This is a genomic window from Lysobacter sp. P5_C4 (assembly GCF_054049695.1).
Genome location: NZ_JBFULX010000002.1, coordinates 322,043 through 341,300, shown reverse-complemented (window position 1 = coordinate 341,300; position 19,258 = coordinate 322,043). Strand labels below are relative to the sequence as shown.

Below are 19,258 nucleotides of genomic sequence, written 5' to 3'. Positions count from 1 at the left end.
GTGACCGAACCTTTCATCGGCGAAATACAGATCTTCGGATTCAACTTCAATCCGATGGGCTGGGCGTTCTGCAATGGCGCGACGCTGTCGATCGCGCAGAACACCGCGCTGTTCTCGCTGCTCGGCACGACGTACGGCGGCAACGGGCAGACCAATTTCCAGCTGCCGAACTTCGCGGGACGCGCCGCCGTCGCCGAGGGCCAGGGCCCCGGTTTGACGTCGCGCGTCATCGGCGAAACCTTCGGCACGGCAACCGTGGCGCTGACGCAGCTGGAGATGCCCACGCACACCCACGGCCTCAACGCGTATTCGCAGACGGCGGCGGGCAGCGGTACCGGCACGCCGGTGGCCAACGGCGGCCTGTCGTTCCTGGCCGCAAGCACCACCTCGCGCACGTTCAACGCCTCGCCGAACACGACGATGGCGCCGACCATGCTCGGCCCGCTCTCCGGCGGTTCGCAGCCGCATGAAAACAGCCAGCCCTACCTCGCGATGAACTTTTGCATCGCGCTGGAAGGTATCTTCCCGTCGCGCAACTGATGCCCGCGCAATTGCGCGCGCTGGGCTGCCGCCTTCGCGCGCTCACCGATGCCGATACGGAATGGCAGCGCGCGTTGTTCGCGCAATCGCGGCCGGAACTGACGTGGATTCCGCTGCCCCCCATCGCACGCGAGCACTTGATCGCGCAGCAGTACGGCCTGCAGCACAAGCATTTCATCGCACACCATGCGTGCGCGGATTTCCTCGCGATCGAACATGAAAGCGAGGGCGCGATCGGGCGCTGGATCGTGGACCGCTCCTACGAGGCGGGCGAGTGGCGCATCGTGGATATCGCCCTGCAGGCGAACTGGCGCGGGCGCGGCATCGGCGGCGCGTTGCTGCGGCAATGCCAGCAGGATGCGGCCGACGACGGCTGCGCCGTGACGCTGCACGTCGCGCACCAGAACCGCGATGCGCGGCGCCTCTACGAGAAGTTGGGATTTTCCCTGGCCGGCGACACGGGCACGCACGCCTTGATGCGGTGGACGGCGTCGCTCAGTTGAAGACGGCCTGGTACAGGAACCCGCCGCGCTCCTGCGCGATGGGCACGATGAAGATGCCGACCTCGCCCAGCTTGTCGTGGCGCATCGGGTAGATCTGCTGCGGGAACACCACCGCCGAGGTATTGCGGAACAACAGCGAGAACGGCGCCCGCATGCCCTGCGGCGTGCGCTGCTGCAGCGCGCGCGCTTCGACGAGTTCGAACGGCACTTCCATCCCGGCGTAATGCGCGGAGAACATGGTGTTCACGTGCGGCGCGAAGTGTTCGAGGCTGAGCAGTTCCATGCGTGCATGTTAAAGCAGAAGCCCCGCTTTCGCGGGGCTTCTTTTTGTTGCGATCAATCGATGTCGAGGAAGCTGCGGAGCTGCTCGCTCCGGCTGGGGTGGCGGAGCTTGCGCAGCGCCTTGGCTTCGATCTGGCGGATGCGTTCGCGCGTGACGTCGAACTGCTTGCCGACCTCTTCCAGCGTGTGGTCGGTATTCATGTCGATGCCGAAGCGCATGCGCAACACCTTGGCTTCCCGCGGCGTCAGGCCCGCGAGCACGTCGCGCACCGTTTCGGACAGGTTGATGTTGGTGGTGCTTTCGATCGGGGACTCCACGTTGGTGTCCTCGATGAAGTCGCCCAGGTGCGAATCCTCGTCGTCGCCGATCGGCGTCTCCATGGAGATCGGTTCCTTCGCGATCTTCATGACCTTGCGGATCTTGTCCTCGGGCATGTCCATCTCTTTCGCCAACTCTTCCGGCGTGGCCTCGCGGCCGAACTGCTGGAGCATCTGGCGGGAGATGCGATTGAGCTTGTTGATCGTCTCGATCATGTGCACCGGGATGCGGATGGTGCGTGCCTGGTCGGCGATCGAGCGGGTGATGGCCTGCCGGATCCACCACGTGGCGTAGGTCGAGAACTTGTAGCCGCGGCGGTATTCGAACTTGTCGACCGCCTTCATCAGGCCGATGTTGCCTTCCTGGATGAGGTCGAGGAACTGCAGGCCGCGGTTGGTGTACTTCTTGGCGATGGAGATCACCAGGCGCAGGTTCGCCTCGACCATCTCCTTCTTGGCCTTGCGGGCCTTCGCCTCGCCATAGGCCATGGCGCGCGAGATTTCCTTGATGTCGGGCAGTTGCAGGTACAGCGCCTGCTCGACGGCGATGGTGGCTTCCTGCTCGGCGACGATCTGTTCCTTGACGTCGCGCAGGCCCGAGGACCACTTCTGCTTGCGCTTGAGGACGTCGTCCACCCAACCCAGGTTGGTCTGGTTGCCTTCCCAGGCGCGCAGGAAATCCTTGCGCGGCATGCGCGCGACGCGCGTGGCCAGGTCGAGGATGCGGCGCTCGTGGTCCTTGATCTCGCCCACGACGTCGCGCAGCTTGCGGACCAGCGTGTCGGTCAGCGGCAGCGGCAGCTTGAGCGTCATGAAGATCTCGGCCATCTCCTCGCGGAGCTTGGCGACCGGCTTCGCGGTCGGGCCGTTCTTCTGGTAGGACTTCTGGAACTTCTGGTAGAGCGCGCCCATGGCATCCATGCGGCGCAGGACTTCGGCGGGGTCCGGACCGGTGGGGCCCGTTTCCTCGGCGGCTTCCTCGCCTTCGGCGACTTCCTCTTCCTCGGTTTCCGCGGCGTTCTCGTCGACTTCGGCGGCGGCGACGGGGATCTCGGCGACCGGCTCCTCGATGTCGTTGAAGCCCGCGACGATTTCGGCCAGGCGCTTCTTGCCGGCCTTGTGCAGGTCGTACTCCTCCAGCAGCAGCTGGATCGACCACGGGAAGCTCGCCAGTGCCGAGAGCATCTGGTTGAGGCCTTCCTCGATGCGCTTTGCGATGGCGATTTCGCCTTCGCGCGTCAGCAGTTCGACCGTGCCCATCTCGCGCATGTACATGCGGACGGGGTCGGTCGTGCGGCCGCCTTCGGAGTCCAGCGCGGTCAACGCGGCCGCGGCTTCTTCGGCCGCGGTGTCGTCGACTTCGCGGCCACCGCCGGACGAGCCGGCGAGCAGGAGGGTTTCGGCGTCGGGTGCAACTTCGTGCACTTCGATGCCCATGCCGTTGATCATGCCGATGATGTCTTCGATCTGTTCGGGATCGACGACGTCGTCGGGCAGGTGATCGTTGACTTCGGCGTAGGTCAGGTATCCCTGTTCCAGGCCCTTGCTGATCAGCTGCTTGATGTCGGACTGGGGGGCCTGGCGTTCGGTTGCCATGTGGTGCGCCACCGTTTATGAGGGTCTGAGGGAACCCGGCATTATACCCGCCGGGGGGTGATCAGGGTCGGAGAAGGAAAGTGACCGGCCCGTCATTGACGAGACGAACGACCATATGGGCACGGAACCGGCCGGTTTCCACCCTTCCCGCGTGCCGCTGGCGACAGGCTTCGACAAGTTTGTTGAAGCCGGGTTCAGCGATCTCGGGCGGCGCGGCCGTGCTGAAGCTGGGACGCATGCCCGACTGCGTGTCCGCGGCGAGAGTGAACTGGCTGACCAGCAGCAGCCCACCCCCCGTGTCCTTGAGCCCGAGATTCATCTTGCCCTGCGCGTCTTCGAAAACACGGTAACCGAGGAGGCGCTCGGCCATCCGCGCGATGTGCGCGTCGGTATCCCCCGGCGCCATGCCGACGAAGGCGAGCAGGCCGGCGTCGATGGCGCCGACGACCAACCCGTCGACCACCACGCTGGCTTCGGTGACGCGCTGGATGAGGGCGAGCATGGCGGTTGCCATCCGGGGCAGGTGCGCCAAGCTAGCAGACCGCGCCCGCTAGACTCCCCACGTGACCGACTTCGCCGCAGGCCTGATCCACCTTCTCGCCACCTGGTTCGCCCGCCTGCCCTGGCCGTGGCTGCGGACGATGGCGGACGCCCTTGCCCGGACCTGGGTCTCACGCAACACGCGCACCGCGAAAGTGGTCCGGCGCAACCTCGAGCTGGCGTATCCCGAATGGCTCCCTGCGCAGCGGGCGCAACGCAGCGCGGACGTGTTGCGGACCACGGCGCGCCAGGCGTTGGAAACCCTGCGCTTCTGGACGCGGCCCCATGCGCGCAACCTGGCGTTGATCCGCGCGTCGCACGGCGTCGACCTGTTCGATGCCGCGGTCGCAGCGGGAAAAGGGTTGATCGTGGCCGCCCCGCATTACGGCAACTGGGAGTTGTTGAACCAGTGGCTGGCATCGCGCACGCAGCTGGCGATCCTGTATGCCCCGCCCGATTCGAAGATCGGCGAAGCCTTCCTCCGCCGCGTGCGCGCAGCGCACGGCGACGCCGACCGCGTGACACAGGTGCGCGCCGAAGGCCCGGCCATCCGCGGGTTGTTCAAGCTGCTGCAAGGCGGCGGTGTCGCCGGGATCCTGCCGGACCAGCAACCCAAGGCCGGCGACGGCGAGTTCGCACCGTTCTTCGGCATTCCCGCATTGACGATGACGCTGCTCACGCGCCTGGCCCAACGCACGGGTGCGACGGTGCTGGTGGGGTATTGCGAACGCATCGGAGAAACGCCCGACGGCCCGGCGTTCGCATTGCGATTCGAAGCGGTGCCCGATGCTGCGCAGGATGTCGCCGCATTGAACGCCGCGATCGAACGCGTCGCCCGCCGCGACCCTGCGCAGTATCAGTGGACCTACAAACGTTTCTCGATCCCCGCGCCCGGCAGTGCGCTCGGCAATCCGTACTGGCCGGACTGTTACCCTGCGAGCGCGCAGCGTGCCGCGATGGCGCGCACCGGGGAGGGGGAAGCGCAGTGAGCGAAGCCGCAACCATGCAACCGATGCCGATCGACGCGCCCTGGCGGCCGCTGCCGCCACGCGCGAAGACGCTGTACGCGTTGCGCCATGGCGCCATCGGCTTCGTGTCCGGCATCCCGATCGCGGTCCTGGCCTTCTCCTTCGCCGATCGCTTCGATACGTGGACGTCGATCGCGCTGCCGACGTTGCTGTGGGCCCTGGTGCTGATGCTCGGCGTCATCGTGGGCATCAAGCGTTTCCGTTCGAGCGCGTGGCGCCTGGGCGAGGATGGATTCGCCTATCGTCGTGGCCGCCTGTTCTTTCGCGAAACGCGCGTGCCCGCCTCGCGCGTGCAACATCTCGACCTCAAGCACGGCCCGCTCGAGCGACGTTGGAAGCTCGCCACGCTCGTGATCCACACCGCGGGCAGCAAGATGAGCGCGGTGTCGGTGACGGGCCTGGACGCCGACGATGCAGAAGCCCTGCGCGACCGCCTCGCGCGCCAGCTCGACGACGATGACGCCCTCTGACGCGGCACCGCCCGACCGACGGCTGCATCCGTGGTCGTGGCTGTTCGTCCTGCTGCAGCAACTGCGGCAGTTCATCATTCCGATCGTCGCGGCCTTCTTCTTCGGCGGCGATCGCAACGAGTTGTGGCCGCTGATCGGCGTCGGCGTCCTCACGCTGACCTCGGTGCTGCAATACGCCACCTATCGTTACAACGTTGGAGGCGACGGGCTGACGATCCGCAGCGGCTGGCTCCATCGCCAACGGCGCGAGATTCCCTACGCGCGCATCCACAACGTGTCGGTGAACCAGACGGTGTTGCATCGGCTGTTCGGCGTGGCCGAGCTGCGGCTGGATTCGGCGGGCGGGGACAAGCCCGAAGCGACGATGCGCGTGCTGCGCATGGACGATGCGCTGGCGCTGGAACGCCTGATCCGGCACCGCGGCGCGCGTGTCGAGGTGGCGGCCGAAGGTGAAGCGCCGCCTTCGCACGTGTTGCTCGCCTTGTCGCCGGGCGAAGTCCTGCGCCTCGGGCTGATCTCCAATCGCGGGTTGCTCGTGCTGGTCGGTGGTTACGCCGCGTCGATGCAATTCGCACCGCGCCTGGCGGAAAACCTGTTCGAAACCTGGGGAAAGTCGATGTTCGGCTGGGCCGAATCGCATCACTTCGGCGTGCAGGACTACGCATTCGCCGGCGTGACCCTCGTCCTCGCGCTGCTGGCATTGATGCGCCTGATTTCGCTCGCGCTGGCGCTGCTGCAGTACTACGGGTTCGTGCTGAGCGAAGACGGGCCGCGGCTCACCGTGGAACGCGGATTGCTCGCGCGTTCGCGCAATTCCGCGTCCAGGCGCCGCCTGCAGGCGTGGACCTTGCAGGAAGGCCTGTTGCATCGCTTGCTCAAGCGTCGCAGCCTGCAGGTGGATACCGCGGGCGGGCAGACGCGCGAAGGCCAGGCGCCGCGTGCCTTCCGCGAACTCGCGCCGGTCGCGACCCCGGCGCAATGCGATGCATTGATCGAACATCTCCTGCCCGACGCCGGTTGGCCCGCGCTGCAATGGCAGCCCATGCATCCGAAGTCGGCGATCCGCGTCTTCCTTGCCAACGCCTGGTTTCCGCTGCTCGTGGTGATCGCGTCGTGCTGGCGCCTGGGTTGGATCGGCCTGCTGGCCCTTGCGTGGCCGGCGTGGACGTGGTTCGCCGCGCAGCATCAAGCGCGTCGCTCGGGTTACGCGGTAAACGAAAACATCGTCGCGGTGCGCGCGGGCTGGTGGTCGCGGCAGTGGCGGTTCGCGGAGATCGACAAGCTGCAGGCGCTGCGCATCGCGACCGGCCCGCTCGATCGGCGTTGGGGCATGGCGACGCTGTGGCTCGACACCGCGGGGGTGGGCGCGATGTCCGGCCCGTTGCGCATCGCGCACATGCGCGAAGCGGACGCACGTGCGTTGTGCGATCGCCTCGCGCGAATGCTGGCAGCGCGCAAGCTGCGCTGGTAAGTCAGCGCGCGAGTTCCAGGCAGAGCGCTTCGTAGCGTTCATGCATCCGTTCGCGGCCGTATTCTTCCATCGCGCAGTGGCGCGCGGCCGCGCCGAGCCGCATCGCCTCGGCGTCGTTCAGCAGCAAGTCCTGCAACACGTCCGCCAACGCGACATCGTCGTTCTCGGGCACCAGGCGGCCATCGACACCGTCGTGGATCACTTCGCGCACGCCGGGCACGGCACTGCCGACCACCGCGCAGCCCGCGGCCATGCCTTCGATCAGCGCCAGCGGCATGCCTTCCCAATGCGTCGCCAGCACCGCGATGCGGTGGGTCAGCAACAGTTCGGGCACGTTGCGCGCGACCCCGAGGAAACGCACCTGGTCTTCGAGCCCGAGCAAACGCACGAGTTGTTCCAGCGGCGCGCGATGCCGTTGCTTCCCGCCGCCGGCGAACGACACCGGAACGACGTGCCCACGATCGCGCAGGTGCGCGACGGCGCGGATCAACGTCGCGTGGTCCTTCTGTTTCGACAGGCGCGCGACCATCACGATGCCGGGGATGCGCTGCGCGAGGGGATGCGCCTCGGCCTGTTCGAACGGTGCCAGGCGAATGCCGTTCGGAATCGCGATCGTGCGCTCCGGCGGCATCCCCTGCGCGAGCAATTCGTCCTTCACGCCTTCCGAGCAACCGACGATGCGCGCGGTGCGTTTCGCCAGCCAGCGCGACTGCTTCAGGCGCCAGGCGGTGTAACGCTCGCGCGTGTTGTGCTCGACGTGCACCAGGTGCGGCACCTTCGCGATGAGGCCGGCGTAGCGGCCCCACAAGTGTTCGCTGAAGCCGTGCGCGATCAGCACGTCGGGTTTGAATTCGCGGCACACCTTCACCAGCGCCCAGATCGTCGCGGCGTGCGACCAACCGGGAACCACGCGCAGTGGCACGCCGGCCTGTTCGAGTTCGGCGATGCGCCCGGGATCGGTGCGGCGCTTGCGGCGCAAAACGAGCAGTGGCTCGATCTCCGCGCTGTCGACGCCCGCCTGGGTCAGCGCGATCGCCACCTGTGTCGCGCCCCCGGAAAATCCGCCCGTGACGAAATGCAGGACGCGGACGGGCCGCTGCGCGGGCGAACGGGCGTCGACGGGGGCATGCATGGCGCGCAGTCTACCGGCCGCGGCGGGCATAATCCCGCGCATGTCGCAGCCCCTGCCCCTGTCCGGCGTCGTGATCACCAAGAACGAGGGCGACCGGATCGCGCGGTGCGTCGCGTCCATGACCCCGCTGTGCAGCGAAGTGATCGTGCTCGACTCGGGCTCGACTGACGACACGGTGCGCATCGCCGCCGAGCTCGGGGCGCGCATCGAACACCTGGAGTGGCAGGGCTTCGCGCTGCAGAAGAACGCGGCGATCGCGATGGCCCGCGAGCGCTGGGTGTTGCTGCTCGATGCCGACGAATGGCTCGAGCCGCGCGCGCAGGATGAAGTGCGCAAGCTCTTCGCCGGCGACATCGAACAATCCGACGTCTGGCTGCTGATGCGCCGCACGCATTTCCTCGGGCGCGCGTTGCGGGGCGGGAGCTTCGCGCGCGAGCCGGTGCATCGCCTGTTCCGCTCGAACATCCGCCACGGCCTGCGCGCGGTGCATGAATACCTGGACGTCGAGGGCCGCACCGTGCGGCCTTCGCACATCGTGCTCGAACACGACACGGCACGCAGTGCCGAGGATTACTGGGCGAAGTTGCAGCGCTACGCCGCGTTGTGGGCCGGCGAGCAGCATGCGAAGGGAAAGACGGCAGGCCCGCTGCGCGGTTGGTTCGCGGCGATGGCGTATCTGCTCAAGAATCTGTTGTTGCGCGGCGGCATCGTCGACGGCGCGGCGGGCTGGCGCTTCCACTGGCTGCACGCGCGCTACGCCAAGCGCAAGTACGACCTGCTCGCCCGCGTCTCAGTGGCCTGAGCCGCGCCGGCTTGGATCGCGGCACGCCGGCGCGATCGCCGAGGCGTCGAACAACCACCACGTACGGCGGTTCGCGGTGCCGACGGCTTGTCCATGCGCGCGCAGCAGACATGCATCCAACGCATCCTGTTGCACGAACAGGCGGCGCTTTTCCGGAGCGGCCTCCATCCATGCGATGCCGGCGCGCAGTTGCTGGTCGACCGGTTTGCGGAAGCCGAATTCCTCCACCGGCCCTTGCGCCTGCAACAGGTTCTGCTCCTTCCACGCGACCAGGCCGAGTGTCGCGTCGCCGGCCATAGCGCGGCCACGTTCCATCACGGCGCGCGCCGAGTTCTCGGCATCGAGCAGTACCGCGGTCCCCGAGAACAGCACGATGACCAGCAAGGACAACGCAATGGCGGATGCTTTCAAGGCATCGCGGCGCCACCAAGTGCAGACCGCGAGCATCGCCCCGCCGGTGATCGCGAGCAGCCACCACAGTGCATCGCTTGCCGGCGGCAGGCCGCGCTCGGCTTCGATCTTCACTTCGAACGAGGGATCCCCGTGCAGCGCCGCAATGCCCGCGCCGAGGAACACGAGGCCGAGGACGACGACGAGCGCGAGGAGGATGCGGCGAAACCATCTCGAAGACGTCACGCCTTCCAGGTAAGGCCCCGCGGCCACGGCCATCATCGGCAGCATCGGCAGGATGTACATGTCGCGCTTGCCGGGGCTCGCACTGAAGAACACCAGGACCAGCAACGCCCAACCCAGCGGGAGCCACACGCGCGCGTCGCGTGCCCGGAACGCATCGCGCCAACGCGGCAACAGCCAAGGCAAGGCCAGCGCGAACGGCATCCAATACAACGCGATCACTTCGAGGAAGTACCAGACCGGCTGCGTGTGGTGCCACGCGCTGGTGTAGCGCGTCGCGGTCTGCTTGAAGAGCAGTTCGTTGACGTAGGCCTGGTGTTCGGGATCGCCGCTCGTCGTCGCGGTGAGGATCATCGGGACGAACCACACCGCGATCGCCGCGAGGAATGCGAGGCCGCCGCAACTCCAGCGCACTGCATTGCCGCGGCCGACGTCGGCCAGCCCGTTCCATCCACGCCAACGCATCAACGCGTACGGAATCAACGCCAGCAACGCGAGGAAGCCGACGCCCTTGCTGATCACGCCCAGCCCCGCGGCGAAACACCCGATCCAGAACCAACGCCACGCAGGCCCGAGCAACACGTGCCGCGCGATGCCGTACACGCCGAGCGTGATGAAGCACACCACGGTCGGATCGATCTGCGCGCGCTTGGCCTGGTAGAGGAATTGCACGCAGGCGATGACCGCGATCGCCGCCCACAACCCGGCGCGATGCGACCAGAGCCGCCGCGTGAGGTCCCAGGTCAACCACAACGTCGCCATCGCCGCGACGAGCGACGGCAGCAGGAAGGCCCACGTCCAATCGCGCACCAGCGCATACGCCGCGCCGAGCAGCCAGAAGAAGAGCGGCGGCTTGTCGGCGTACAACTCGTGGCCGCGGTGCGGGAACAACCAGTCGCCGCTGTCCCACATCTGCTTGGCGACCAGCACGAAGCGCGGCTCGTCCGCCGGCCACGGTCCACGCAGGCCGATGCCCGCACCCAGCACGAGCAGGGCGATGGCGAAGAACCAGAACAGCTCGCGGCGGCGGACATCGGTCATGGCGCCGCGCACCTTACCTCAGGGTTTGCGGATGCGGGCGTAGAAAAAACCATCCATGCCGTCTTCGCCGGGCAGGCGTTGTCGACCGGCACCGGATTCGCGGCCGAAGCGCGCGTCCAGCGGCTCGGCGATGGCGCCGGGCGTGCGCTGGAGGAAGGCGTCGATCTGGCCCGCGTTCTCTTCCCGGAGGATCGAACACGTCGCGTACAGCACCACCCCGCCGGACGCGAGGAGGGTCCATGCACCGTCGAGCAAGCGCGCCTGGATGTCGCGGAGGGACTCCACGTCGGTGTCGCGGCGATGCAGCAGCACGTCGGGCTGGCGGCGCACGATGCCGGTCGCCGAACAAGGCGCGTCGATCAGGATCGCGTCGAAGGGCACGCCGTCCCACCACGTGTCGGGCGCGGCGGCATCGGCGGCGCGCAATTGCGCATGCGTGCCAACGCCCAGGCGCGCGTGCGTTTCGTGCACGCGTCGCAGGCGTTGCGGATCGATGTCGAGCGCGAACAATTGCAGCGTCGGATCGCGTTCGAGCAAGTGTGCGGACTTCCCGCCCGGCGCCGCACAGGCATCGAGCACGCGCGCGCCTTTCCGTGGCGAGAGTGCATCGGCGACGCATTGCGCGCTGCCGTCCTGCACGGACACCAGGCCTGCGTCGAAACCGGGGAGCTCGTTCACCGCGACGGGCTTGGCGAGCACGAGCGCGTCTTCGGGGAACGCAGGCGAGGCGGCTTCGATGCCCGCCTCCTGCAGCCGCATGCGATACGCCTCGCGATCGATCCGCGTGCGGTTCACGCGCAACCACATCGGCGCGGGGATTGCGCTGGCCGCGAACACGTCCGCTGCCGCATCGCCCCAATCGCGCTGCACGCGCGTGCGCAGCCATGCCGGCCATGCGGTTTCGGGTGCGACCTCGGGCAAACCTTCGCGCAATGCGCGGCGGAGGATGGCATTGACCATGCCGGCCTGGTGCGTGCGGCCCATCGCACGCGTTGCCTCGACCGTCGAATCGACGGCTGCGTGCGCGGGAAGCCCCATTTCGATCTGGGCCAGGCCGACGTACAGCAGCGTGCGCAGATCTTCATCGCGATAGCCCAGGGGCTTGGCGAGCCAGGCCTGCAAGGCCGCGTCGTATGTCGGCTGGCCACGGATCGCCGTGAACACGATGGCTTCGAGCAGTGCGCGATCGCGCACGTCGCGCAAGGTCGGCAGGCGTTGTGCGAGTTCGGCCTTGAGCGAACGCTGCCGCTGCAGGATCACGCCCAGCGTCTGCGTGGCCGCGATGCGCAGTGCGACGCCGGGTGCAGGTTTCATGCGCTGCGCAGGTCGCGACGCGCGTTGAGGTAATCGGCGGCCGTGATCGCCTTGCCGCCCGCGCGTTGCAGCACGCGGATACGCAACGCGCCTTCGCCGCACGCGACGTCGATGCCATCGCGGCCCGCGGCAAGCACGGCGCCGGGTGTGCCGCGGCCGTCGATCGGCACGGCACGGTGGATGCGGACCAGGTCGCCCGCGATGTCGCCTTCGGCCATCGGCCACGGGTCGAACGCACGCACCTTGCGTGCGAGGACGTCGGCAGGCTCCGCCCAGTCCAGGCGCGCTTCCGATTTTTCGAGTTTGCGTGCGTAGGTCGCGCCTTCGTCGGGCTGCGGCTGCGGCACCGGGCGCATGCCCGCGCGCAGCAGGCCCAGGCCGTCGGCGAGTACCTGCGCACCGAGCGTGGACAGGCGATCGTGCAACTGGCCGGCGGTTTCGTACTGGCCGATCTCGAGTGCCTGCTTCAGCAGCACCGGGCCGGTGTCCAGGCCCCTTTCCATCTGCATCAGGCATGCACCGGTCTGCGTGTCGCCGGCTTCGATCGCGCGCTGGATCGGCGCCGCACCGCGCCAGCGCGGCAACAGCGAAGCATGCACGTTCCAGCAACCGAACTTCGGAATGTCGAGGATCGATTGCGGCAACAGCAAGCCGTAGGCGACCACGATGAGCACGTCGGGCTGCAGCGCGCGCAAGGCGTCGCGCGCGAGCTCGGTCTTGAGCGTTTCGGGTTGCAGGACGGGCAAGCCGCGTTGCAGCGCTTCGCGCTTGACGGGCGAGGCGCTCAGCGAACGTCCGCGACCCGCGGGGCGATCGGGCTGCGTGTAGACCGCAACCACTTCATTGCGCTGCGCGGCCGCGACCAGCGACGGCACGGCGAACTCCGGCGTGCCGGCGAAGACGATGCGCATGCGTGCGTCAGGCTTCCGCGGTGCGGCGCGCTTTCGCGAGTTTCTTGCGGACCATCTCGCGCTTGAGCGGCGAGAGGTAGTCGACGAACAGCTTGCCTTCCAGGTGATCCATCTCGTGCTGGATGCACACGGCGAGCAGGCCGTCGACGCGCAATTCGAACGGCTGGCCGTTGCGGTCCAGCGCCTTGACGAGGATCTCGTTGGCACGCGTGACGTCGGCGAAGATATTGGGAACGGACAGGCAACCTTCCTGGTAGACCTGCTCGCCCGCGCGTTCGAGGATTTCCGGATTGACGAACACCAGCGGCCGGTTCTTCTCTTCCGACACGTCAATCACCATGAAGCGCTGGTGGACGTCGACCTGGCTCGCCGCCAGCCCGATGCCCGGCGCTTCGTACATGGTCTCGAACATGTCGTCGACCAGGCGCTGGAACGCAGGGTCGCCCACCTGTTCCGGCGTCAGCGGGGCGGCCTTCGTGCGAAGGCGCGGATCGGGGAACTCGAGGATGGGGAGAAGGGCCATGGTGTCGAAATGGGGGCGCCGGTCACAGGCGCAAGCGATGGGGTGTCCTAGGGTCGCGATTGTAACGCCGCGCGCTTGCAAAGGCCCGAGGATTGTGGGCTATAGTGGCCCGGCTACAAGGGGAAAAACTCAAGGGGAGCGGGCACATGGCCGCCATGCTTAAACGGCTTCTTCCGGTTTGCGCGGTCGCGTTGCTGACGGTCGGCAGTTATGCCGCCGCCGTTGAAACGCGCGGCGACCACCCGGACACCTACGTCGTCAAGAAAGGCGACACGTTGTGGGATATCGCGGGCAAGTTCCTCAAGCGCCCGTGGCTGTGGCCGGAAATCTGGCAGGCCAACCCGCAGGTCCAGAACCCGCATCTCATCTACCCGGGCGACGTGCTGTCGCTGGCCTACCTCGACCGCGTCGCGGTGCAGGAAGGCCCCCGCGCGGAGGCGCCGATCACCGGCGTGCCGTTGTCGGAAGTCGAGCCGTTCCTGAAGGACGTGCGCGTCGTCGACGAATTCGAGCAGCTGCCCTACGTGGTCGGCCTGGAGGAAGACCGCAACCACGGCATCTCCGGCATGTCGGCCTACGTCAAGGGCCTGGAAGGCGCACAGCCCGGCCAGCGTTACGCGGTGGTGCGCCCGACGGTGCGCTTCACCTGGCTGGACCGCACCAGCTGCTGCGACATGGGATTCAAGGAAGACCTGGACTTCCGCGGCGCCCGCGTCTTCGCCGACTACGACATCTACTGGACCACGGCGGTCACGCCGGACAAGGGCTATGAGCAGCTCGGCTACGAGCTGATGCAGATGAGCACCGGTGCGGTGACGCAGGTGGCAGGCGGTGGCGTGGAAGCCACCACCGTCGTACTCGACCAGGGCGGCCGCGAAGTCCGCATCGGTGATCGCCTGATACCGGTGCAGGCCCAGCCCTACGACCTGCAGTTCTTCCCGCACCCGCCGCGCCAGCAGTTCGAATACGGTCGCGCGCAGGTCGTCGGCGTGCCGGACAGGCTCCATACCGGTGGCACGCGCGATGTCCTCGCCTTGTCGGTGGGTTCGCGCGAAGGCGTCGACAACGGCACGGTGTTCTCGGTGTGGCGCGTGGGCAGCAACGTGCCCGATCGCGTGGAGTACTCCAACAACCGCAGCGAAGACCTGTTCGGCGATGCCAGCCGCGTGCGCCTGCCGGACGAATTCGTCGGCCACGTCATGGTGTTCCGCACCTTCGACAAGATGAGCTACGGCCTGCTCATGGATGGCATCAAGCCGAGCGACATCGGCTACGAGCTCAAGCATCCCGACGCGATGCGGTAAGGGCTGACGTCCACCAGGGGCGCTGTAAATCAGAGTTCCCTGACGATTCAAAGCGACGGCGCCCCAGGGCGCCGTCGTCGTTTGCATCGCACGCTTGCGCGATGCACGAGCGCCTGACGATCGATCACCCCGACTACCCCGCGTTGCTGCGCCGCCTGCCCGACGCGCCGGCGCAGCTGTACGTGCGCGGCGACATCGCATGCCTGTGGCATCCGGCGATCGCCATCGTCGGCAGCCGGACCGCCACGCCCAACGGGTTCGACAACGCGCGCACGTTCGCGCGGGCCTTCTCGCGCGCCGGCTGGTGCGTGGTGAGCGGGATGGCGGCGGGCATCGACACCGCGGCGCACCGCGGCGCGCTCGATCTGCAAGCGCCGACGGTCGCCGTCCTCGGCACCGGGATCGACACCGCATATCCCCCCGGCAACGCGGCCTTGATGGAAGAGATCGCGCACCTCGGCGCCGTTGTCAGCGAATACCCGCCCGGAGCCGCCGCCCACCCCGGCCGGTTCCCGCGGCGCAATCGCATCGTGGCCGGGCTTTGCCTAGGCACCCTGGTGGTGGAAGCGCAATACCGATCCGGCGCCCTCATCACCGCGCGCCTCGCCGCAGACGCCGGGCGCGAGGTGTTCGCCCTCCCCGGTTCGATCCACAACCCCATGGCGCGCGGCTGCCACCGGCTCATCCGCGAGGGCGTGCAACTGGTCGAGTCCCCGGCAGAAGTCATCGACGCGCTGAAGCCTCTGCTGTCCGCCTATGCGGGCGACTTGCGCGCGCGTCTTCACGTCCCCAACTCATCGGTCGCGGCACAAAGCGATTCATCTGGCATGGATGCGAACACCAAGCGCTTGTGGGATGCGCTCGGATACGACCCAACCCCTATGGACGTGCTCGTTGCAAGAACTGGATTGACGAGTGCGCAACTTGTCTCCATGCTGCTGGTCATGGAGCTGGAAGGGCGCGTGGTTTCCGAACACGGCCGCTACACCCGCAAGGCATCCTGAACCTCCACAGCGCCACTGGCGCAGGCCGAGGGAAATGAAAGAGAGCATCCTGGACGTCCTGCTGTACCTGTTCGAGCACTACTTCACCAACGACACCGTTCCACCGGTGGGCGACCGCGACACCCTCCAAGGCAGCCCGTTGTTCTCCGAACTCACCGGAGCGGGTTTCAGTCCTGCGGAAATCATCAAGGCCTTCGACTGGCTGGACGCACTCTCCGAGCAGCGCCCGGAGTCGGCCACGCCCCGCGTCAACGGCCCCACCCGCGTCTTCCACGGGCCCGAGCTCGAAAAGCTCGACGTCGAGTGCCGCGGATTCCTGCTGTTCCTCGAACAGCACGGCGTCCTCGACCCCGACCAGCGCGAACTCGTCCTCGACCGTGCGATCGCGCTGGACCAGGACGAACTGGACCTCGACGACCTCAAATGGGTGGTCCTGATGGTCCTGTTCAACCAGCCCGGGTCCGAGGCCGCGTATGCCTGGATGGAGACCCAGATGTTCCTGGACGAGCCCGAACCGGTCCACTGACGGGGCGGCCCCGGCTTCGACGGGCGTCGCCATTCGGGGGGATGGACGCGCGTCCGGCTTGACACGGCCGCCGGCCGCGTGACACCACTAAAAAAGGAATCCACTCACGCCCGTGGCCAGATGGCCCCGGGCGTCGCCTTCTTCGCGTCGGGAATTCCCGACGCCGCCGGACCCATCCAGCCCCATGGCCAAGAACCTCCTCATCGTCGAATCGCCCGCCAAGGCCAAGACGATCAACAAGTACCTCGGCCCGGACTTCACCGTCCTGGCCTCCTACGGCCACGTGCGCGACCTGGTGCCGAAGGAAGGCGCCGTCGATCCCGACAACGGCTTCAAGATGCGTTACGACCTCATCGACAAGAACGAGAAACACGTCGATGCGATCGCCAAGGCCGCCAAGGGCGCCACCGCGCTGTTCCTCGCGACCGACCCGGACCGCGAAGGCGAAGCGATCTCCTGGCACATCGCCGAGATCCTCAAGGAGCGCGGCCTGCTGAAGGACAAGACGCTGCAACGCGTCGTGTTCACCGAGATCACGCCGCGCGCCATCCGCGAAGCGATGACGCATCCGCGCGCCATCGCCACGGACCTGGTCGATGCGCAGCAGGCGCGTCGCGCGCTGGACTACCTCGTCGGTTTCAATCTCTCGCCGGTACTGTGGCGCAAGGTGCAGCGCGGTTTGTCCGCCGGTCGCGTGCAATCGCCGGCGCTGCGCATGATCGTGGAGCGCGAGGAGGAGATCGAAGCCTTCATCGCCCGCGAGTACTGGAGCATCGAAGCCGAGCTCGCGCACCCTTCGCAGACCTTTACCGCGAAGCTGACGAAGCTCGACGGCAAGAAGTTCGAACAGTTCACCGTCACCGACGGCGACACCGCCGAAGACGCGCGCCAGCGCATCCTCAAGGCCGCCGGCGGCGCGCTGCACGTCACCGACGTCGCCAGCAAGGAACGCAAGCGCCGCCCCGCCCCGCCCTTCACCACCTCCACGCTGCAGCAGGAAGCCGCGCGCAAGCTCGGGTTCACCACCAAGCGCACCATGCAGGTGGCGCAGAAGTTGTACGAAGGCGTGGCGATCGGCGATGAAGGCACCGTCGGCCTGATCAGCTACATGCGTACCGACTCGGTGCATCTGTCCGGCGAAGCGCTGAGCGAAATGCGCGACGTCATCGCGCGCGACTACGGCACGCGCGCACTGCCCGACAAGCCGAACTTCTACCAGACCAAATCGAAGAACGCGCAGGAAGCGCACGAAGCCGTGCGCCCGACCTCCGCGTTGCGCACGCCCTCGCAGGTGGCGCGTCACCTCACCGACGACGAGCGCCGCCTGTACGAATTGATCTGGAAGCGCGCGCTGGCTTCGCAGATGGTGCCGGCCACGCTCAACACCGTGAGCGTCGACCTCGCCGCGGGCAGCGAACACAACTTCCGCGCGAGCGGCACGACCGTCGTCGATCCGGGCTTCCTCGCCGTCTACGAAGAAGGCAAGGACACCAAGTCCGCCGACGAAGAAGACGAGGGCCGCAAGCTGCCCGCGATGAAGCCGGGCGATCGCATTCCGCTCGACCGCGTGCACGCCGACCAACATTTCACGCAGCCGCCGCCGCGCTTCACCGAAGCCGCGCTCGTCAAGGCGCTCGAGGAATACGGCATCGGGCGTCCGTCGACCTACGCCTCGATCATCCAGACGCTCTTGTTCCGCAAGTACGTCGAGATGGAAAGCCGCAGCTTCCGCCCGACGGACGTCGGCCGCGCGGTGTCCAATTTCCTCAGCAGCCACTTCACGCGCTACGTGGACTACGACTTCACTGCAAAGCTCGAGGACGAACTCGATGCGGTGTCGCGCGGCGAGGAAGATTGGGTCCCGCTGATGGAGAAGTTCTGGGGCCCGTTCAAGGAACTGGTCGAGGACAAGACCGAAAGCGTCGACCGTTCCGAAGCCACCGGCGCACGCGAACTGGGCGTCGATCCGAAATCCGGCAAGCCGGTGAGCGTGCGCCTGGGCCGATACGGGCCGTACGTGGCCATCGGCACGGCGGAAGACGAGGACAAGCCGACGTTCGCATCGCTGCGTCCCGGCCAGTCGATGCACACCATCTCGCTGGAAAATGCGCTGGAGCTGTTCAAGCTGCCGCGCAAGCTCGGCGAACACGACGGGCATGAAGTCACCGTCGGCATCGGGCGTTTCGGCGCGTTCGCCAAGCGCGGTAGCACCTATGCCTCGCTGAAGAAGGAGGACGATCCGTATACGGTCGACCTCGCGCACGCCGTCTTCCTGATCGAGGAAAAGGAAGAGATCGCGCGCAACCGCATCATCAAGGCCTTCGAGGGCAGCGACATCCAGGTGCTCAACGGGCGCTACGGCCCGTACATCAGCGACGGCAAGCTCAACGGCCGCATTCCGAAGGATCGCGAGCCGGCCTCGCTGACGCTGGAGGAAGTGCAGAAGCTGATGGAGGACACCGGCAAGCCGATGCGCGGGCGCTTCGGGAAGAAGTTCGCCGCGAAAAAGACGGCTGCGAAGAAGGAGCCGGTCGAGAAGGTCGCGAAGAAGACGGTGAAGAAAGTCGGCAGCGGCACTACGGCTGCCGGGAAGAAGACCGCGAAGAAAGCCGCAAAAAAGGCCACGAAGAAAACACCTTCGAAGCGCGTGGCCGCGAAGAAAACCGCCACGAAGGTCGCGAAGAAGACTGTCGCGAAGGCGACCTGATGCAACGCCTCGCACCCGCCGCTGGCGCATCGTTGCTGCGCAGCGGCGGCGTGCTCGCCTATCCCACCGAAGCGGTGTGGGGCCTGGGCTGCGATCCCTTCGATGAAGCCGCGGTCCTGCGTTTGCTCGCGATCAAGCAACGCCCCGTCGACAAGGGCGTGATCCTCGTCGCCGCCGATCTCGCGCAATTCGACCCACTCCTCGCGTGGGAGGCGCTGCCGCGCGAACGCGCCGACATCGTGCGCGCGCAATGGCCGGGCCCACGCACGTGGATCGTGCCGGTCACCGCGCGCGTGCCGCGCTGGATCACGGGGACGCACACCGGCCTCGCCGTACGCGTGAGCGATCATCCGGACGTGGTTGCGTTGTGTCGCGCGTTCGGGGGGCCGATCGTGTCGACCAGCGCGAACCTCGCGGGCGAACCACCGGCTTTCACCTTCGATGCGCTTTCGCCGGCGGTGTTGGCGCAGGTCGATGGCGTGGGAATCGGCGAAACCGGGGGCCTGCGCGCACCCACCGCGATCCGCGACGCCGCCACCGGCGCCGAACTGCGCGCCGGCTGAACCGCCGGTCGGCCCCAACGTTCCGGCCGCTTCCATTGCGCGCAAGATGC

Annotated in this window: 18 protein-coding genes and 1 pseudogene; 11 read left to right on the top strand and 8 right to left on the bottom strand. The window is 67.2% G+C overall.

The features are described from left to right. On the top strand, positions 1 to 540 hold the full coding sequence (locus ACXJJ8_RS06080; RefSeq protein ID WP_499027692.1) for a phage tail protein: 540 nt from the start codon (positions 1 to 3) through the stop codon (positions 538 to 540). Further along, a complete protein-coding gene (locus ACXJJ8_RS06075; RefSeq protein WP_499027689.1) occupies positions 540 to 1,043 on the top strand; it encodes a GNAT family N-acetyltransferase in 504 nt (167 codons plus the stop codon). Before ACXJJ8_RS06080 ends, ACXJJ8_RS06075 begins: the two co-directional genes overlap by 1 nt. On the opposite strand, the gene ACXJJ8_RS06070 is transcribed toward ACXJJ8_RS06075, so the two are convergent. The 3 genes from ACXJJ8_RS06070 to dtd form a co-directional block, all read right to left on the bottom strand. Continuing rightward, positions 1,036 to 1,326 carry a DUF6916 family protein gene (locus ACXJJ8_RS06070; RefSeq protein ID WP_499027686.1) on the bottom strand — a complete coding sequence of 97 codons (291 nt, stop codon included), beginning with the start codon at positions 1,324 to 1,326 and terminating at the stop codon, positions 1,036 to 1,038. The genes ACXJJ8_RS06075 and ACXJJ8_RS06070 overlap by 8 nt on opposite strands. A gap of 53 nt (positions 1,327 to 1,379) precedes the next feature. Beyond that, positions 1,380 to 3,239, bottom strand: coding sequence for an RNA polymerase sigma factor RpoD (gene rpoD / locus ACXJJ8_RS06065; RefSeq protein ID WP_499027685.1), 1,860 nt, complete (start codon positions 3,237 to 3,239; stop codon positions 1,380 to 1,382). A gap of 61 nt (positions 3,240 to 3,300) precedes the next feature. Further along, positions 3,301 to 3,741, bottom strand: coding sequence for a D-aminoacyl-tRNA deacylase (dtd, locus tag ACXJJ8_RS06060; protein ID WP_499027683.1), 441 nt, complete (start codon positions 3,739 to 3,741; stop codon positions 3,301 to 3,303). A gap of 61 nt (positions 3,742 to 3,802) precedes the next feature. Here dtd and ACXJJ8_RS06055 point away from each other — a divergent pair, with 61 nt between their 5' ends. The 3 genes from ACXJJ8_RS06055 to ACXJJ8_RS06045 are packed head-to-tail and all read left to right on the top strand — an operon-like array spanning position 3,803 to position 6,748. After that, positions 3,803 to 4,768: a lauroyl acyltransferase gene (locus tag ACXJJ8_RS06055; protein WP_499027681.1), complete on the top strand. Its 966-nt coding sequence runs from the start codon at positions 3,803 to 3,805 to the stop codon at positions 4,766 to 4,768. Next, positions 4,765 to 5,277, top strand: coding sequence for a PH domain-containing protein (locus tag ACXJJ8_RS06050; protein ID WP_499027679.1), 513 nt, complete (start codon positions 4,765 to 4,767; stop codon positions 5,275 to 5,277). The genes ACXJJ8_RS06055 and ACXJJ8_RS06050 overlap by 4 nt, the downstream gene beginning before the upstream one ends. Beyond that, a complete protein-coding gene (locus tag ACXJJ8_RS06045) occupies positions 5,264 to 6,748 on the top strand; it encodes a PH domain-containing protein (RefSeq protein WP_499028601.1) in 1,485 nt (494 codons plus the stop codon). The genes ACXJJ8_RS06050 and ACXJJ8_RS06045 overlap by 14 nt, the downstream gene beginning before the upstream one ends. Position 6,749: 1 nt before the next feature. Here ACXJJ8_RS06045 and ACXJJ8_RS06040 read toward each other — a convergent pair whose 3' ends face one another. Continuing rightward, the gene (locus ACXJJ8_RS06040) at positions 6,750 to 7,880 is read right to left on the bottom strand and encodes a glycosyltransferase (RefSeq protein ID WP_499027676.1); all 1,131 of its coding nucleotides are present in this window, start codon (positions 7,878 to 7,880) and stop codon (positions 6,750 to 6,752) included. 40 nt (positions 7,881 to 7,920) lie between these two features. Between ACXJJ8_RS06040 and ACXJJ8_RS06035 the strand changes: the two genes are divergently transcribed. Next, positions 7,921 to 8,682: a glycosyltransferase family 2 protein gene (locus tag ACXJJ8_RS06035; protein WP_499027674.1), complete on the top strand. Its 762-nt coding sequence runs from the start codon at positions 7,921 to 7,923 to the stop codon at positions 8,680 to 8,682. Here ACXJJ8_RS06035 and ACXJJ8_RS06030 read toward each other — a convergent pair. The 4 genes from ACXJJ8_RS06030 to def are packed head-to-tail and all read right to left on the bottom strand — an operon-like array spanning position 8,671 to position 13,104. Continuing rightward, positions 8,671 to 10,356, bottom strand: coding sequence for an ArnT family glycosyltransferase (locus ACXJJ8_RS06030; protein WP_499027672.1), 1,686 nt, complete (start codon positions 10,354 to 10,356; stop codon positions 8,671 to 8,673). The genes ACXJJ8_RS06035 and ACXJJ8_RS06030 overlap by 12 nt on opposite strands. A gap of 18 nt (positions 10,357 to 10,374) precedes the next feature. Next, on the bottom strand, positions 10,375 to 11,670 hold the full coding sequence (rsmB, locus tag ACXJJ8_RS06025; RefSeq protein WP_499027670.1) for a 16S rRNA (cytosine(967)-C(5))-methyltransferase RsmB: 1,296 nt from the start codon (positions 11,668 to 11,670) through the stop codon (positions 10,375 to 10,377). Continuing rightward, complete coding sequence (fmt, locus tag ACXJJ8_RS06020) at positions 11,667 to 12,581, bottom strand: methionyl-tRNA formyltransferase (protein ID WP_499027668.1); 915 nt, start codon at positions 12,579 to 12,581, stop codon at positions 11,667 to 11,669. Before fmt ends, rsmB begins: the two co-directional genes overlap by 4 nt. A gap of 7 nt (positions 12,582 to 12,588) precedes the next feature. After that, positions 12,589 to 13,104, bottom strand: a complete 516-nt coding sequence (def, locus tag ACXJJ8_RS06015) for a peptide deformylase (RefSeq protein WP_499027665.1) — start codon at positions 13,102 to 13,104, stop codon at positions 12,589 to 12,591. A gap of 155 nt (positions 13,105 to 13,259) precedes the next feature. Between def and ACXJJ8_RS06010 the strand changes: the two genes are divergently transcribed. The 5 genes and pseudogenes from ACXJJ8_RS06010 (at position 13,260) to tsaC (ending at position 19,208) form a co-directional block, all read left to right on the top strand. Then, positions 13,260 to 14,408, top strand: coding sequence for a LysM peptidoglycan-binding domain-containing protein (locus ACXJJ8_RS06010; protein ID WP_499028599.1), 1,149 nt, complete (start codon positions 13,260 to 13,262; stop codon positions 14,406 to 14,408). A gap of 128 nt (positions 14,409 to 14,536) precedes the next feature. Beyond that, positions 14,537 to 15,412 (top strand): annotated as a pseudogene (gene dprA, locus ACXJJ8_RS06005) (DNA-processing protein DprA); the annotation flags it as partial. Positions 15,413 to 15,446: 34 nt separating this feature from the next. Next, complete coding sequence (locus ACXJJ8_RS06000) at positions 15,447 to 15,938, top strand: DUF494 family protein (RefSeq protein ID WP_499027663.1); 492 nt, start codon at positions 15,447 to 15,449, stop codon at positions 15,936 to 15,938. 184 nt (positions 15,939 to 16,122) lie between these two features. Continuing rightward, positions 16,123 to 18,645, top strand: coding sequence for a DNA topoisomerase I (locus tag ACXJJ8_RS05995; protein WP_499027661.1), 2,523 nt, complete (start codon positions 16,123 to 16,125; stop codon positions 18,643 to 18,645). Then, positions 18,645 to 19,208 carry an L-threonylcarbamoyladenylate synthase type 1 TsaC gene (gene tsaC / locus ACXJJ8_RS05990; protein WP_499027660.1) on the top strand — a complete coding sequence of 188 codons (564 nt, stop codon included), beginning with the start codon at positions 18,645 to 18,647 and terminating at the stop codon, positions 19,206 to 19,208. Before ACXJJ8_RS05995 ends, tsaC begins: the two co-directional genes overlap by 1 nt. Positions 19,209 to 19,258 lie beyond the last annotated feature (50 nt).